Here is a 15,437-nt window from a genome sequence, read left to right as displayed (position 1 = left end):
GCGGGGATGGCAGGCGGAAAGTGACAGCAGGAGCAGCAGGGCGGCGTGGCGCATGGGCAAGGGGAAACTCTACCTTGCACGGGGAAACGCGCGACGCGTAGATTGCCGCGCGCCCATGGCCCGGGAAAAGGACAACATCGCTCTGTCCGATGAGCACAACACCCGCGGCATCGAGCTGGCGGACCGGGGCTGGCTGGACGAGGCCATCAAGGAGTTCAAGAAGGCCATCGACCTGGACCCCACGTCGGCGCACGCGCACGACAACCTGGCCACGGTCTACGCGGAGAAGAAGCAGTTCCGCGAGGCGCTGGGCGAGTACCTCACCGCGCTCAAGCTGGAGCCGGAGAGCGCCACCGCGCACTACAACCTGGCCTGCTTCCTCTCCACCCACGCCAGCGAGATGGCCGTGGAGGAGTACAAGGAAGCCATCGAGCTGGATCCGGAGTACCCGGACGCCCACCTCAACCTGGGGCTCACCTACGCGGACCAGGGGCGGGTGGAGGAGGCGATGCGGGAGCTGCAGGCCGCCATCGAGCTGGACCCGCAGGACGCCTTCCCCCGGCACGAGCTGGCGGCGCTGATGATGGATGAGGGGGACTACCGCTCCTCCATCACCCAGCTGAAGGAAGTGGTGCGGCTGGAGCCGGACAACTTCGAGGCGCAGCTGGACCTGGGCATCTGCTATGCCCAGAAGGGCTTCTACGCGGAAGCGGAGCGCGCCTACGAGCGCGCCCGGGCGCTCAACGCGGAAGACCTCCTGCTCAACTACAACCTGGCGGCGCTGTACGCGCTGTGGGGCCGTCCGAAGGACGCCGTCCAGTACCTGCAGAAGGCGCTGGCGGCGGACCGGCAGAAGGTCCTGGGGTGGCTGTCCGCGGACCCCATGTTCGACGTGCTCAAGGGCGATCCGGACTTCGAAGCCCTCTTCTGAGGGAATCACACATGGAATGGGTTTTCCTGGGGCTGGCGCTGCTGCTGGTCGTCGCGAACGGCTTCTTCGTGGCGACGGAGTTCGCCATCGTGAAGATCCGCGCCACGCGCCTGCAGTCCCTGGTGGACGAGGGCACGCCCGGCGCGTCCACGGCCCTGAAGATGGTGAGCGAGCTGGACGCGTACCTGTCCGCCACGCAGTTCGGCATCACGCTCGCGTCGCTGGGCCTGGGCTGGCTGGGTGAGCCCGCGTTCGAACACCTGCTGCACCCGGTGGTGGACAAGGTGCTGCCGGAGGCGATGGCGGCGAAGTACGGCTCCACCGCGGCGGGCATCATCGGCTTCAGCATCATCACGTTCCTGCACATCGTGATGGGGGAGCTGGCGCCCAAGAGCGTCGCCATCCAGCGCGCGGAGCAGACGACGCTCGCGGTGGCGCTGCCCATGCGCGCGTTCTACTTCCTCTTCTACCCGGCCATCCGGCTGCTCAACTGGCTGGCGGGGCTGGTGCTCAAGGCCTTCGGCCTGCACTCCGCCAGCGAGTCGCACGAGGCGACGAACGAGGACGAGCTGCGCGTCATCCTGCACAGCTCCGCGCAGGCCGGCGCCATCACCACGGCGAGGGCGGAGCTGTTGGAGCGCGCGCTGGAGATGGCGCAGAAGACGGCGCGGCAGGTGATGGTGCCCCGCAACCAGATGCGCTACCTGGACGTGGAGGAGGCGCTGGACAGGAACGTCATCGACGCGCGGGCGTCCGGGCACACGTGGCTGCCGGTGTGCCGGGGCAACCTCGACGAGGTCGAGGGCGTTGTGAACGTGAAGGACCTGTTCTTCCTCCTGTCTCGCGGCGAGCTGCGCAGCCTGTCCCAGGTGCAGCGCCCGGTGCTCTTCATCCCGGAGAACGCGACGCTGGAGCAGCTCTTGACGGAGTTCCGCCGCCGGCGCCGGCAGATCGCCATGGTGGTGGACGAGCACGGCGGCACGTCCGGGCTCGTGACCATCGCGGACGTGGTGGCGGAGGTGGTGGGCGACGTGGCGGAGCTGGGCCGGCGCGTGGAGGAGGTCCGGGCGCTGCCGGGAGGCCGCTTCGAGCTGCCCGGCACCGCGCAGCTGGACGACCTGGAGGCCCAACTGGACGTCACCTTCGACCTGAGCGACGACGAGAAGGGCGAGGTGACGACCATCGCCGGATACCTGATGACGAAGCTGGGCCGGGTGCCGGAGAAGGGCGACAGCCTCAAGCTCGACATGTGGCGCATCCTCGTGGAGGAGGTGGACGGCCCCCGCGTGGTGCGCGTCACGGTGGAGCCGCAGTCGCGCCCCACGGCGGTGCCCAAGGACGGCAGCCGCCCCACGGAGCCGCCCGTGCCCTCCGGCGAGACGGGGTGAAGCGCTAGCTCTTGGTGGGCTTCACGGCCTTCTTCTTCGCGCCGCCCTGGATGGCCGCCGGCTTCACCTTGGCGTTCGGCCGGTCCACCTTGAGCAGCTCCAGGTTCGTCTCTCCGTCCGTGGTCAGCTTCACGATGCCCACGTCCGGCGCGAACCACATGAAGCTCTCCATGGAGCGCCCCTCCGAGCCGGGGCGGCTGGCGCGCGCCGTGGTGATGTTCTTGATCTTCAGCGCCTTGAAGGTGCCCGCCGCGACGGTGACCTCCTCCTCGCCCACCACCGTGGCCTCCTTGTCGAAGGTCGTGGCGATGATGGGGCGCAGGCCGCCCTTCCGGGCCGGCGGCTGGAGCTTCACCGACAGGCTGTTCTTCCAGGTGCCCCCGAGGACCATCACGGACGGCGCCGGCACGGCCGCGCCCTCCGCGTTGACGACTTGAACGTCCATGCCGGACGCGGACAGGAGCGTGCCCTCCAGCCCGCCCAGGCCCGTGCGGACGCCTTCGGAGTCGCAGGTCAGGTCCGTCTGGCCGCTGCGCCCCTTGAGGCTCACCGCCAGCGTGGCCTTCACCGTCCCGTCCGCGGCGGGGGCGACGTCCTTCGTCGCCAGCACCAGCTCCGACGAGCGGCCCGCCCGGTAGGTCAGCGACAGGCCTTCCTCCATGGGAAACCAGGGGTTCGGACAGGGGGCCGGCGCCGCCGCCACGACCATGTCAGACCGGGGTGCTACCTGGGACGTCGGGGACGCACCGACGAGGAGCGACATGGCGAGCAAGGGCTGAAACGTAGGACGCCTCCAGAAAGATCAAGAGGAAGGTAGGGTGGGTCGGTTGCTTTGCAAGGGTGGTGCAAGGCCGCTCGCATACCAACCTGTAGCACTGCACATAGGGTCATGCGTGGCATGGTCACGCTTGATCCGGGGCGGGGTGCGTTGGTACTCCTGCCAAACGCTGCGGAGCCGATTTTCCGGCCCCGCGCGCGTTTTCACCCCGTCTCACCGTCGGCCTGTAGGGAGCCCGCTGGCATGCGAATCAAGCGCCTGGACATCACCGGCTTCAAGTCGTTCATGGAGCGGAGCGTCTTCTCCTTCGACGAGGGCGTCACCGGCGTCGTCGGCCCCAATGGGTGTGGCAAATCCAACGTCGTGGACGCCATCCGCTGGGTGATGGGCGAGCAGAGCGCGAAGAACCTGCGCGGCCGCGGCATGGAAGACGTCATCTTCAACGGCTCGGAGAACAAGCCGCCCCTGTCCATGGCGGAGGTGTCGCTCACCTTCCTCGTGGACGACACGGACACGCTGGCGCCCCAGTACCAGGGCTTCAGTGAGATCACCGTGACGCGGCGCCTGTTCCGCAACGGCGACTCCGAGTACCTCATCAACAAGACGCTCTGCCGCTTGCTGGACATCACCGAGCTGTTCCTTGGCACGGGCGTGGGCACCAAGGCCTACTCCATCATCGAGCAGGGCCGCGTGGGCCTCATCGTCTCCAGCAAGCCGGAGGACCGCCGGCATCTGCTGGAAGAGGCCGCGGGCGTCACCAAGTACAAGGCCCGCCGCAAGGCCGCCGAGCGCAAGATGGAGGCCACCGAGGCCAACCTCCTGCGCGTCAACGACATCACGGGCGAGCTGGAGAAGCGGCTCGACACGCTGTCGCGCCAGGCGAAGAAGGCGGAGAAGTACCGCAAGCTCAAGGCGCGCATGCGGGAGATTGATTTGCACTCCACCAGCCACCGCTCGCTGGAGCTGATGGCGGAGAAGCGCGTGCTCCAGTCGCGCCTGGAGAACCTGGGCGGCGAGGAGCGCGAGGGCCTGGACAAGGTGAAGGAGCTGGAGGAGGTCATCACCCGGCGCCGCGCGGAGCTGGACGCGGAAGGGGCGGCCCTCCAGCAGTACGCCGGTGAAGTGCACGCGCTGGAGAGCGCCCTGCAGCGCGAGGCGCAGGAGCTGTCCTACGGCCGCCGCGACTTCGAGGAAACCGGCGCGCGCGTGGAGTCCGCGCAGGCGGAGCTGGACGCGCTGCTCGCGCGGCAGGCTGAAGTCGTGCGGACCATGACGGCCCGCGAGGCGGAGCTGTCGGGCATCGCCGGCTCGTACAAGGAAGACGAAGTGGCCATGGCGGTGGCCCTGGAGGAGCAGCGCCGCGTCTCCGTGCTCCAGACGGAAATCTCCCTGCGCCTGGAGCAGGAGCGGGCCGGGCTGGTCGCCGTGGCCACGCGCCTGGCGAACCACGAGAGCAACCTGGTCAACCTCGCGCGCCAGCGCACGGACCTGGAGGCGCGCCGCGCGAAGCTGGGCGGTGAGCTGGAGGCCCTGCGCGTTCAGGAGCAGGAGCTGGACACCGTGCGCACCCAGGCGGCCAGGCACGTGGAGGACACGCGCCACCTGGCCTCCGAGCTGGCCGAGCGCCGGGGCCAGGAGGAGGAGGCCCTCACCCGCACGCGCGAGGCCTTCACGGAGAACGAGGTCCAGGTCATCGCGCTGCGCGAGGAGCTGAGCGACAAGCGCAGCCGCCTGTCCTCCCTGGAGGACATCCAGAAGAACTACGACGGCTTCGACCGGGGCGTGCGCGCCGTCATGGTGCGCGCCGCGGAGGCCGCCCGCGAGCAGGGCATCTTCGGCCTGGTGGCGGACGTCCTCACGGTGAATTCGGCGCGCTACGAGCGCGCGGTGGAGGCCGCCCTGGGCGAGCGGCTCCAGCACGTCATCGTGGACAGCCGTGAGAAGGGCGTGGAGCTGGTGGAGTACCTGAAGGGCCACGCGGAAGGGCGCGGCACCTTCCTGCCGGTGCCCTCCGGTGAGCAGGCCCGGGCGTACGTGGAGCCGGACCTCTCGCGCCCGGGCGTCCTGGCGCACGCGCTCAAGGAAGTGTCCTGCGAGCCCGCGCTGGAGCCGGTGCTCAAGCTGCTCCTGGGCGACGTGGTCATCGTCCAGGACATGGTCGCCGCGAGCGAGTACGCGGAAACCACCCCCGTACCCGTCACCCTCGTCACGCTGGACGGCGAGGTGTTCCGCGCGGACGGCTCCATCACCGGCGGTGAGCGCGAGGGCGCGGCGGTGGGCGCGCTCCAGAAGAAGCGCGAAATCGCCGAGCTGGCGGCCGAAGTGGCCCGGGTGGAGGAGCGCTACAACGAGATTTTGACCCGCCACTACACGCTCCAGAAGCAGATGGGGCAGGCGGAGGCCGTCCTCAAGGGCCTGGGCAAGGAGCAGCACGCGGAGGAGGTCAACCTGGCCAGCCAGGAGAAGGACCTCCACAAGGCGAGCGAGGACCTGGCCCGGGTGCGCGAGCGGCTGCGCTCGCTGGAGGGCGAGGAGGGCCAGCTGTCGCAGAGCCACACCGCGCTCACCAACGAGGAGGAGTCCAGCCGCGGCGAGGTGGCCCACGGCCAGGCGGACCGCGAGGCGCGCGAGGAGCGCGTGCGCCAGTACGCCGGGGAGCTGGAGGGGCTGCGCCAGCGCGCGGACACCGCGTCCTCGGACCTGATGGGCCTGCGCGTGAAGGTGGCCGCCGGCAGCGAGCGCGGTGAGTCCGCGCGCAAGGAGCTGGAGAGCCTGGTGGCGCAGCGCCGGGACATGGAGTCGCGCGTCAGCCGCCTGCAGGCCACGGTGACGGACGGCCGCACCAAGGTGGAGCAACTGCAGGGCCGGCTCGCGGAGCTGGAGTCCACCAAGGAGCAGCGGGCGGAGGAGCACCGCGTGGGCGCGGAGGCCCTGGAGGCCCGCCGCACCGCGCACACCACCGCCACCACGGAAGTGCGCGAGCAGGACACCTCCTTCCGCGAGCTGCGCGGCCGGCTGGACGAGCTCATGCAGGGCCTGTCGCAAATCACCCTGCGCGAGAAGGAGATTGGCCTGGAGCTGGAGCACCTGGCCGCCGGCATCCGCGAGCGCTACCAGTTGGAGCTGGCCACGGAGCTGCACAACTACCACCTGCTGGCGCCGCTCTCGCCGGAAGTGGAGAGCGAGCTCAAGGACCTGCGCGCGCAGGTGGAGAAGATGGGGGAGATCAACCTCACCGCCATTGACGAGCACGCGGAGCTGTCCAAGCGCTTCGAGTTCCTCTCCACCCAGCGTCAGGACCTCCTGGCGTCCATCAGCCAGCTGAAGGAAGCCATCGTCCGCATCGACGCGACGAGCCGCGAGCGCTTCAAGCAGACCTTCGACGTGGTGAACGACAAGTTCCAGGCCATCTTCCCGCGCCTGTTCGGCGGTGGCCGCGCCAGCCTCATCCTCACGCAGGAGGGCCCCAACGGTGAGCCGGGCGTGGAGATTGTCGCCCAGCCGCCGGGCAAGAAGCTCCAGAGCGTCAACCTGCTCTCCGGTGGCGAGAAGGCCCTCACCGCCGTGGCGCTCATCTTCGGCATCTTCCTCATCAAGCCCACCCCCTTCTGCCTCCTGGACGAGGTCGACGCCCCGCTGGATGAGGGCAACGTGGGCCGCTACAACGACATGGTGAAGGAGATGAGCAGCCAGTCGCAGTTCATCCTCATCACCCACAACAAGCGCACCATGGAGATCGCCGACACGCTCTACGGCGTCACCATGGAGGAGCCCGGCATCTCCAAGCTCGTCAGCGTGAAGATGCGCGAGGCCTCCGCGCACAACGACGACAAGGTCCCCGCCGCGTCGTAGGGCGCGGGGCAGGGCAGGGTTGGTCGCTGAAAAGAAGACGGGCGCCCCGGAGAAGTTCTTCCGGAGCGCCCGTTGTCATTTCAGCGGCTCAACGTCGAAGGACTACTTCTTCTTCGTCGGCGCGTAGCTCTTCTTCGGGCAGGCGCCCTGGTCCGCGGCCAGACGCTGCTGGGCGGCGGAGAGGTCCTTCTGGGTGTTGGCCAGGGCCTCCTGGCTGGCGGTCTCCACCGGGGCCCAGTCTTCCTTCTGGGCCTTGAGCTGCTGCACCAGCGTCAGGGTCGTCTGGTCCACCGTCTCCTGCGCCTTGAGCGCGTCCACCCACTTGCCGGCGGAGTCCACCAGCGCCTGGCACTTGGAGGACAGCTCGTCGAAGAGCTTGTAGTCCTTCGTCTTGGTGTACTTCTGAACGACGGCGTCATACGTGTCCGCCGCGTTGGTGCGCGCGCCGAAGGCGATGGCGGACGCGGCGGCCGTCTGGGTGCGCGCCAGCTCCAGCTGGAAGAAGCGCAGCTCCGGCGGCATGGTCGCGGAGGCGTCCACCGGGGCCTGCGAGTTGAAGAACACGAAGCGGAAGGGGAACTTCAGCTCGCCCGTCGTCGTCGCGGGCATGGCGGCGATCTTCGCCTGCATGCAGGACGCCAGCTGGTCGCCTTCCGTGCTGCCGGAGGGCTTGAAGACGACCTCCGTCGGGTTGGGCTGGCCCTTCACGATGTGGATGTCGGCGGCCAGCACCGGTGGCGTGGACGCCTTGAAGCCGGCGAAGCAGTCACACCAGCTCTTCTGGGCCAGGCGCACCGTGCCGGAGAAGTCCGAGCCCTCGTTGATGCCCATGGTGACGGACGGGTTGTTGGCGGTGGCGTGGTCGTACTCGTACGAGGCCTCCACCGGCTTCGCGTCCGCCGCCAGCGCCGCGGGCTTCACGTGCGTGTCCAGCACCTGCTGGATGCAGGCCGTGCCGGCCGGGGTGAGGTTCTCACCGGAGACGGCGTGCGTGGCGCCCTGCGCGTTGACGGTGGACTTCACCATCACCTTGGTGCTGGCCGCGGGGCCGCGGTTGGCGGGGTCCACCAGGCACTCCAGCACGTCCGGACGGACGCTCAGGAGCGCGCCCACGAGGACACCCTCGTTGGCGGGGGTGGGCAGGGTCTGCTCGTGCTGGAAGCAGGTCGCCAGGTCGAACGGGGGCTGGTTGGTGATGCGCAGCCGCTCTTCCTTGGTCATCTGCTTCTGACCTTCGGGGGCTTCGGTCTTCTGCTGGCCGGCACAGGCGGCGGTGAGGATGACGGAGGCGACGGCGAGACGCTTCAGCATGGTGAGGCTTTCTCCCGGTTGGGGTGGTTGGGACTGCGGTCGGGCGCTCACTTCTCCAGGCCCTCGGCGTTCTTGAGGTCCTTGAGGCGGAGCCCATTCTTCTTCAACAGGCGGTAGAGGCTCTGCATGGACAGGCCGGTGCGCTGCTCCGCGGCCTTTATGTCGAAGGCCACCTCGCGCATGACTTCCGCGAAGTACAGCCGCTCGAAGTCCGCGAGCACCCGGTCCTTCGCTTCGTGGTACGGCATGCCGGTGACGATGGCGGCCACGTTGGTGGCGGGCTCCGTGCCTTCCGTGAGCTTGGGCGCGTGCGCCAGGAAGTCCAGCCAGCTGGTGTTGCCCGTCTCCTGCATCAGCGCGCCGCGCTCCAGCACGTTGCGCAGCTCGCGCACGTTGCCCGGCCAGTCGTAGCCCTCGAAGAGGGCCAGCGTCTGCGGCGTCAGCTCCAGCGCGGCCTTCATGCCGCGCGACAGGGCCTGCGACAGCGTGGGGATGTCGTCGCGGCGGGTGCGCAGGGGCGGCAGCTTCACGCGCGCCACCGCGAGCCGGAAGTAGAGGTCCGCGCGGAAGCGGCCCTGGCGCACGTCCTCCTCCAGGTTGCGGTGCGTGGAGGCGATGACGCGCACGTCCACCGCCACCGGCTGCCCGTCCAGCGACGGCACCTCGCGCGTCTCCAGCACGCGCAAGAGCTTGCCCTGCACGGACATGGGCAGCTCGCCCACCTCGTCCAGGAAGAGGGTGCCGCCGCGCGCCGCCTCGAAGATGCCGCGCGCGCCCTTGTCCTCGTTCTCCCCGGCGCGCAGCCCGCCGAACAGCTCGCGCTCCGCCTTCTCCTCGGAGATGAGGTTGCAGTCCACGACCTTGAAGGCGCCGTGGCGGCGCAGCGAGTGCTGGTGCACCGCCCGCGCGGCCAGCTCCTTGCCCGTGCCCGTCTCACCCTCGACGAGCAGGTTCATGTCCTCGCGAGCGATGCGGCGCAGCTCCGTGAAGACCCAGCGCATCTTCTCCGAGCTGCCCACCAGCTGCCCGAAGGACTCCGCGCCGGCGACCTCCACCTCCGTCGCGCGGGTGGCCACCTTCACCACCAGCTTCGTCTTGCCCAGCTCCACCTTGTCGCCGCTGGTGAGGAAGGCCTGAATCACGCGGCGCCCGTCCAGGAACGTGCCGTTGCGGCTGCCGGTGTCGCGCAGCAGGAGCCCCTGCGGCAGCCGCTCCACCTCCAGGTGACGGCGGCTCACCGTCGGGTCGCTCAGCACCAGGTCGCCCGCGGCGTCGGAGCCCACGCGCACCAGCGAGTCCTGGGTGGTGACCTTCTTGCCCTTGTCCGGACCGCCCACCACCTCCACCGTCCACTCATGAAGGGGGACGCGAGTGGCCTGGGCCTCGCGCTCCGCGTGGACGGTTTCGGTGACATCCGGTCTGTCAATCATGGTCACGGACCCCTGGTCGCAACGGGGCGTGGGGGCAAAAACACCCCTCGTCGCCCTCAATCCCGCCTCTTTAGGGGGGACTGCACACAGGGGGCAAGCGGAACAAGTAGACGCGGAAACGTCCGTTGAAGATGAAGACAGAAGGGGCCCGGCCGCCCCAACCAGGGACGTCGGGCCTGCCTCCCGGATTTCCCCCCGCCTCAGTACTTCGCGGGTGCGTCGCTCGCGGGGAACGACTCCTTGGACTGCTCGTCCACTTCGTCGTCGCCGGGGCTCCCTCCGGAGCGCACGCTCGCGTTGGTGGGGCCCTTCACCTCTCGCGTCGGCACCTCCGCGTTCGTCCTGCGCTTCGTGCTCCTGGACTCCGTGGCCGCACGGCCCGTGCCGGCCTGCGCGTTCACCATGCGCGTGCCCAGCAGGTTCTTGGCGCGCTCGGCCAGGTTGCGCTGCTCGTCCTGCCAGTCGCGGAAGAGCTGCGCCAGCTCCGGGTCCCCCGCGGCCTCCGCGTCGCGCAGGTACTGCGCGCTCACCGACGCGCCCTTGAGCAGGTGGTAGAGCGTGCTGATGAGGTCGTGATGTTCATCCCGGGTCCCCGTGACTTCCTGTCCGCCCGCCATGGTGTTCCTCCCGTGAAAGGGGTGAATGCCCTGGCGAAGAAGGTAGGCACGGGGAACGCGGGTGGCGTCCGGGCACGGGGCCCGGCCGCCTGGCTGCTCAAGCGTGGAGCATGGGGTCCAGCTTGCCCTCGCGGTCGAGCGCGGCCATGTCGGAGTAGCCGCCCACGTGCGTGTCGCCGATGAAGATCTGCGGCACGGTTCGCTGACCGCCGCTCATCTCCACCAGCTTCGTGCGGGCGTCGTCATCTCCGGTGACGTCCACCTCTTCGTAGGCCACGCCCTTGCGCTTGAGCAGGTCCTTCGCGCGCACGCAAAAGCCACAGTAGGTCGTCGTGTAGATCTTCACGGGCTTCATGGAATTCCTCCTGGCTCTCTTGATGCCAAACCTAAGGGGCCGTTGCACGGGGGGCCACGGGCCTTCCCTTGTGCCTGGTCCCTTGAAAACACGACGGCCCCCGGAACCCTGGTGGGCGCCGGAGGCCGTCAAGTCCCGTCCCCGATGCGTCGACGACGCGGGGAAGGGTGGGGCGACTACATGCCCATGCCGCCCATACCGCCCATGCCACCCATCCCGCCCATGCCACCACCGCCGCCGCCGCCCTTGTCGTCGTCCGCCTTCGGGCGCTCGGCGACCATGGCCTCCGTGGTGAGCATCAGCGAGGCGACCGACGCGGCGTTCTGCAGCGCGGTGCGGCTCACCTTGGCCGGGTCGATGACGCCCGCGGCCAGCAGGTCCTCGTAGACGCCCGTGGCGGCGTTGAAGCCGTAGGGGCCCGTGCCCTCCTTGACCTTGTTCACCACCACGCTGCCCTCCAGGCCGCCGTTGCCGACGATCTGACGCAGCGGCTCCTCGACGGAGCGACGGATGATGTCCACGCCGGACTTCTCACCGTCGGCGACCTTCAGGGTCTCCAGGGCCTTGAGGCAGCGGATGTACGCCACGCCGCCGCCAGGGACGACGCCCTCTTCCACGGCCGCGCGGGTCGCGTTGAGCGCGTCTTCCACGCGGGCCTTCTTCTCCTTCATCTCCGTCTCGGTCGCGGCGCCCACGTTGATGACGGCCACGCCGCCCACGAGCTTCGCGAGGCGCTCCTGGAGCTTCTCACGGTCGTAGTCGCTGGAGGTCTCCTCGACCTGGGCGCGGATCTGCTTCACGCGCGCCTCGATCTCCGACTGGCTGCCCGCGCCGTCGACGACCGTGGTGTTGTCCTTGTCGATGGTGACGCGCTTCGCGCGGCCCAGGTCCTGGAGCGTCAGCGTGTCCAGCTTGATGCCCAGGTCCTCGGCGATCATCCGGCCGCCGGTGAGGACCGCGATGTCCTCCAGCATGGCCTTGCGGCGGTCGCCGAAGCCCGGCGCCTTCACCGCCGCCACGTTCAGCACGCCGCGGATCTTGTTCACCACCAGGGTGGCCAGGGCCTCGCCCTCCACTTCCTCGGCGATGATCAACAGGGGCTTACCGGCGCGCGCCACCTGCTCCAGGATGGGGAGCAGGTCCTTCATCGACGAGATCTTCTTCTCGTGGATGAGGATGAGGGGGTCGTTCAGCACGACCTCCATGCGCTCCGGATCCGTCACGAAGTACGGGGACAGGTAGCCGCGGTCGAACTGCATGCCCTCGACGACGTCCAGGGTGGTGTCCAGGCCCTTGGCCTCTTCCACCGTGATGACGCCCTCCTTGCCGACCTTCTCCATCGCGTCCGCGATGATCTGGCCGATGGTGGTGTCACCGTTCGCGGAGATGGTGCCAACCTGGGCGATCTCCTTGTTGCCCTTGGTCGGCTTCGCCAGCGTCTTCAGCTCGGCGATGATGGCGGCGACGGCCTTGTCGATGCCGCGCTTGATGTCCATCGGGTTGTGGCCCGCGGCGACCAGCTTCGCGCCCTCGCGGAAGATGGCCTGCGCCAGCACGGTGGCCGTGGTGGTGCCGTCACCCGCGACGTCAGACGTCTTGGAGGCGACCTCCTTGACCATCTGGGCGCCCATGTTCTCGAACTTGTTCTCCAGTTCGATTTCCTTCGCCACCGTCACGCCGTCCTTCGTGATGGTGGGGGAGCCGAAGCTCTTCTCGATGACGACGTTGCGGCCCTTGGGCCCCAGGGTCACCTTGACCGCGTCGGCCAGGATGTTCACGCCGCGCAGGATGGCGTCACGCGCGCGCACTTCGAAAATGATGTCCTTCGCCATGGTCTGAATCCTCTAGAAGTTGTGAGTGGGAAGACGAACGGCGGGCTTCACTTCTCGATGATGCCCAGCACGTCCTCTTCGCGGAGGATCAGGTGATCCTCGCCGTCCAGCTTGATCTCCGTGCCCGCGTACTTGCTGAAGAGGATGGTGTCGCCGGCCTTGATGTCCATGGCGCGCACCTTGCCGTCCTCCAGCACCTTGCCGTTACCGACGGCGACGACCTTGCCCTCGAGCGGCTTCTCCTTCGCCGTGTCGGGGATGAAGAGGCCGCCCTTGGTCTTGTTCTCCTCGGCGACGCGCTTGATGATGAGCCGATCCTGCAGGGGACGAATCTTCATGGCTTGCTCCTGTGAATCGCGGCTGCCGGAGGCGGACGGAAGGTCCGGACCGGGATGCCGCAGGGGTGATTGAAAGGTCCTGTGGGCCCCGGCGTTGGCACTCGCACCCGCTGAGTGCTAACGCCCAGGCGCGGCGGATAATAACCAGGGACTTCACCTCGTCAAGCGACGTCGGGACATCTGTCCGGATGCCGCTAAACTCCCGTCCTGATTGGGCTTTTCCGAAAAACATTCCCGCTTGTCGCACCTGCCCGCAAGGCCGTGTGGGGTGTCCGGACGTTGGCACTCGCCCCGGACGAGTGCCAGCGTAAGTGCCTGATAAGACTTGGGTCTGTTTTGCTAACGCCTTGCGACATGGCTACGCTTGTCGGAAGCGTGTCCTGGAAGGTCCGGGCGCTGGCCCGGAGGCCTTTCAGGCTTCATCCGGGAGGTGTGCTCGATGAGCGGACTGGTGACGTCCTCTTCCTCGCTGAAGGAGTTCTTCCGGGAACTCCTCTTGGAGGTCGCGGCCCGGCAGCGGGTGGCGCTGGGCGAGTCCACCGAGTTCTACCTGGTGAACCTGCTGGCGGAGTTCGCGGCCACGGACAAGCTGTTCGTCCGAGACGCGGAGGGCCGGCGGGACCACGAGCCGCTGGCGGAGCTGTACCACCGCTCGCTGCAGCAGGAGCGCGAGGAGCGCATCCGCACGCTGCGGCGGCTGGGCGACGTGTCGCTCTACAAGGTCGGCTTCTTCTCCGGCGCGCTGCAGCAGGGGATGGTGGGCCCGGACTACTACATCCAGATGGGCGGCGCGGCCTACGGGCAGGTGGCGGAGCTGGTGCCCGCGGGCGGCTTCACCGGCGTGTACCGCGAGCTGTGCGACAAGTTCCGCTCGCTCGCGGAGGTGCTGGAGGAGATCAGCGCGCGCGGCCTGGTGAGCGCGGGGCCCGCGGGTGCGCTGCGCGTCTACGAGTCCTGGGTGCGCACGGGCAACGACAAGCTGGAGCGCGTGCTGGTGGACGCGGGCTGGATCCCGCGCAAGGGGCCACTTGCCAACTGACGCCGGGGACTTCCCGCTCGTGGGGCGCCTCCAGGCCCACCTGGAGGCCATCTACGGCTTCCGGTGCGAGGCCCGCGCGGAGGCCTTCGTGGTGGTGGACGCGGAGGTCGCCGCGCTCCTGGGTGGCACCGGGCGCGCGCCGGAGGAGCTGCTGGTGCTGGAGGCCCGGGGCGGCCTGGAGGTGGCGCTCTACCTGGACCCCGGCCTGCGCGAGCGCATGGAGCGCTACGCGGGCAGCCCCCTGGGCTCCGTGCTGGAGGGGGACCTGGACGGCTACTGCCAGGTGACCGAAGGGGTCAGCCACTTCCTCTACGTCGCGCACACGGCGCACTACGAGCGCACGGTGTCGCTGCTGGAGCTGGAGGCCCAGGCGGAGGTGGACAAGTTCGTCGTGTGCCTCATGCATCGCTGGGGTGAAGGCGTGGCCGGGTGGGCGCGGGAGCTGTTGGGGCGCCTCTTCGACCAGGTCGCGTACCAGCCCCTGCTGTCCGTGGAGGAGCGCTGGCGCTACGAGGAGGCGAACCGGCTGTCCCGGCGCTTCTGCGCGCGGCTCATGGGGCACGTCCTGAGCCGGCGGTTGGACCGGCTCCTCGGCGACCTGCGTTATGCCTACCGGTTGGGCGCGGAAGCCAAACTGCGCCACTTCGCGCACGGCGGTTGAGGGTCCCGGCCGCCGCCTGCATCGGGTAGGGTGGAGGCATGCCGCGCGAGGCGTCCTCAGGAGGCATTGTCATCCGCTTCCAGGACGGGGCCTGGGAGGTCGCCGTCATCCGTCCGCACGGGCGTCACCTGTGGGCGCTGCCCAAGGGCCACGTGGACCCCGGCGAGACGCCGGAGCAGACCGCGCGGCGCGAGGTGAAGGAGGAGACGGGCCTCACCGCCGTGGCGCTGCTCGCGCCCCTGGGGGAGATCCGCTACGTCTACCAGTTCCGCGGGCAGCGCATCTTCAAGCGCGTCCACTTCTTCCTCTTCCGCTACGAGGCGGGAGAGCTGGGGCCGCTGCCGGGGCCGCGCGTGGAGGTGGACGAGGTGCGCTGGATGCCGCTCGAGGGGCTGATTCCGGCGCTGGGCTACAAGGGTGAGAAGGCCGTCGCCGGCCGGGCGCTGCGGTGGATGCGCGCCCAGGGCCTGGCGCCCGGAGCTCCTCCCCCCATGGAGGGGAAGGAGCCGGGGTAGGGCGGAAGGCTACTTCTTGCCTTCTTCGCCCACGTACTTGCCAGACAGCGCCTCGCGCACGTCGCGGTCGAACTTCACGCGCTGGGTGGCGACCTCGCGCAGGGCGAGCACGGGCGGCTTGTTCTTCGAGGTCTCGATGATGGGCCGGGCGCCGGCCATCAGCTGGCGCGCGCGCTTGGCGCCCAGGAGCACCAGCGCGAACCGGTTGTCCACGTAGGGAAGGCAGTCTTCAACGGTAACGCGGGCCATGGAACATCCTTCTTGGCTCTGACTGAGCCGGTGGAAGCCTCTCAACCTAAAGAGCGGGTTCGGATCAGTCAAGGAAGGATGGCGGGCCAGAAGCTCCGCCGGGTGCCTGGCCGGGCCCCCCTCCCCGCCTGCCCTCCACCC

General features: G+C 68.9%; 14 protein-coding genes. 6 read left to right on the top strand and 8 right to left on the bottom strand.

Going from position 1 to position 15,437, the window contains the following annotated elements:
• Nucleotides 1-115: 115 nt before the first annotated feature.
• On the top strand, nt 116-931 hold the full coding sequence (locus tag D7X99_RS39170) for a lipopolysaccharide assembly protein LapB (RefSeq protein WP_120564113.1): 816 nt from the start codon (nt 116-118) through the stop codon (nt 929-931).
• Between the two features lie 11 nt (nt 932-942).
• Nucleotides 943-2,319 (top strand): hemolysin family protein, encoded by a 1,377-nt coding sequence (locus D7X99_RS39165; RefSeq protein WP_121782199.1) that lies wholly within the window; start codon nt 943-945, stop codon nt 2,317-2,319.
• A gap of 4 nt (nt 2,320-2,323) precedes the next feature.
• Here D7X99_RS39165 and D7X99_RS39160 read toward each other — a convergent pair whose 3' ends face one another.
• Nucleotides 2,324-2,980 carry a hypothetical protein gene (locus D7X99_RS39160; RefSeq protein WP_233596786.1) on the bottom strand — a complete coding sequence of 219 codons (657 nt, stop codon included), beginning with the start codon at nt 2,978-2,980 and terminating at the stop codon, nt 2,324-2,326.
• 360 nt (nt 2,981-3,340) lie between these two features.
• Between D7X99_RS39160 and smc the strand changes: the two genes are divergently transcribed.
• Nucleotides 3,341-6,949 (top strand): chromosome segregation protein SMC, encoded by a 3,609-nt coding sequence (smc, locus tag D7X99_RS39155; RefSeq protein WP_121782198.1) that lies wholly within the window; start codon nt 3,341-3,343, stop codon nt 6,947-6,949.
• Nucleotides 6,950-7,051: 102 nt separating this feature from the next.
• Here the strand turns inward: smc and D7X99_RS39150 are convergent, their stop codons facing one another.
• From D7X99_RS39150 to groES, 6 genes are all read right to left on the bottom strand, one after another.
• Nucleotides 7,052-8,260 (bottom strand): hypothetical protein, encoded by a 1,209-nt coding sequence (locus D7X99_RS39150; protein ID WP_121782197.1) that lies wholly within the window; start codon nt 8,258-8,260, stop codon nt 7,052-7,054.
• Between the two features lie 47 nt (nt 8,261-8,307).
• Entirely contained in the window at nt 8,308-9,690 is a 1,383-nt protein-coding gene (locus tag D7X99_RS39145) for a sigma 54-interacting transcriptional regulator (RefSeq protein WP_121782196.1), read from the bottom strand.
• Nucleotides 9,691-9,890: 200 nt separating this feature from the next.
• On the bottom strand, nt 9,891-10,307 hold the full coding sequence (locus D7X99_RS39140) for a hypothetical protein (protein ID WP_121782195.1): 417 nt from the start codon (nt 10,305-10,307) through the stop codon (nt 9,891-9,893).
• 97 nt (nt 10,308-10,404) lie between these two features.
• Nucleotides 10,405-10,662 (bottom strand): glutaredoxin 3, encoded by a 258-nt coding sequence (gene grxC, locus D7X99_RS39135; protein ID WP_120564118.1) that lies wholly within the window; start codon nt 10,660-10,662, stop codon nt 10,405-10,407.
• A gap of 176 nt (nt 10,663-10,838) precedes the next feature.
• Nucleotides 10,839-12,494: a chaperonin GroEL gene (gene groL / locus D7X99_RS39130; protein WP_121782194.1), complete on the bottom strand. Its 1,656-nt coding sequence runs from the start codon at nt 12,492-12,494 to the stop codon at nt 10,839-10,841.
• 47 nt (nt 12,495-12,541) lie between these two features.
• Nucleotides 12,542-12,832 (bottom strand): co-chaperone GroES, encoded by a 291-nt coding sequence (gene groES, locus D7X99_RS39125; RefSeq protein WP_120600169.1) that lies wholly within the window; start codon nt 12,830-12,832, stop codon nt 12,542-12,544.
• A gap of 439 nt (nt 12,833-13,271) precedes the next feature.
• Between groES and D7X99_RS39120 the strand changes: the two genes are divergently transcribed.
• The 3 genes from D7X99_RS39120 to D7X99_RS39110 are packed head-to-tail and all read left to right on the top strand — an operon-like array spanning nt 13,272 to nt 15,047.
• Nucleotides 13,272-13,871, top strand: a complete 600-nt coding sequence (locus tag D7X99_RS39120) for a hypothetical protein (RefSeq protein ID WP_120600168.1) — start codon at nt 13,272-13,274, stop codon at nt 13,869-13,871.
• Nucleotides 13,861-14,532, top strand: a complete 672-nt coding sequence (locus D7X99_RS39115) for a hypothetical protein (RefSeq protein ID WP_121782193.1) — start codon at nt 13,861-13,863, stop codon at nt 14,530-14,532. Before D7X99_RS39120 ends, D7X99_RS39115 begins: the two co-directional genes overlap by 11 nt.
• A gap of 38 nt (nt 14,533-14,570) precedes the next feature.
• On the top strand, nt 14,571-15,047 hold the full coding sequence (locus D7X99_RS39110) for an NUDIX hydrolase (RefSeq protein ID WP_120576018.1): 477 nt from the start codon (nt 14,571-14,573) through the stop codon (nt 15,045-15,047).
• A gap of 9 nt (nt 15,048-15,056) precedes the next feature.
• Here D7X99_RS39110 and rpoZ read toward each other — a convergent pair whose 3' ends face one another.
• Nucleotides 15,057-15,296, bottom strand: a complete 240-nt coding sequence (gene rpoZ, locus D7X99_RS39105) for a DNA-directed RNA polymerase subunit omega (protein ID WP_120576017.1) — start codon at nt 15,294-15,296, stop codon at nt 15,057-15,059.
• Between the last annotated feature and the right edge of the window lie 141 nt (nt 15,297-15,437).

The sequence above is a fragment of the Corallococcus sp. AB032C genome (assembly GCF_003668935.1).
In the GTDB taxonomy this organism is placed as follows: domain Bacteria; phylum Myxococcota; class Myxococcia; order Myxococcales; family Myxococcaceae; genus Corallococcus; species Corallococcus exiguus.
Note: the sequence above shows the minus strand (reverse complement) of the source record. Positions and strands in the feature narration are given on the sequence as shown.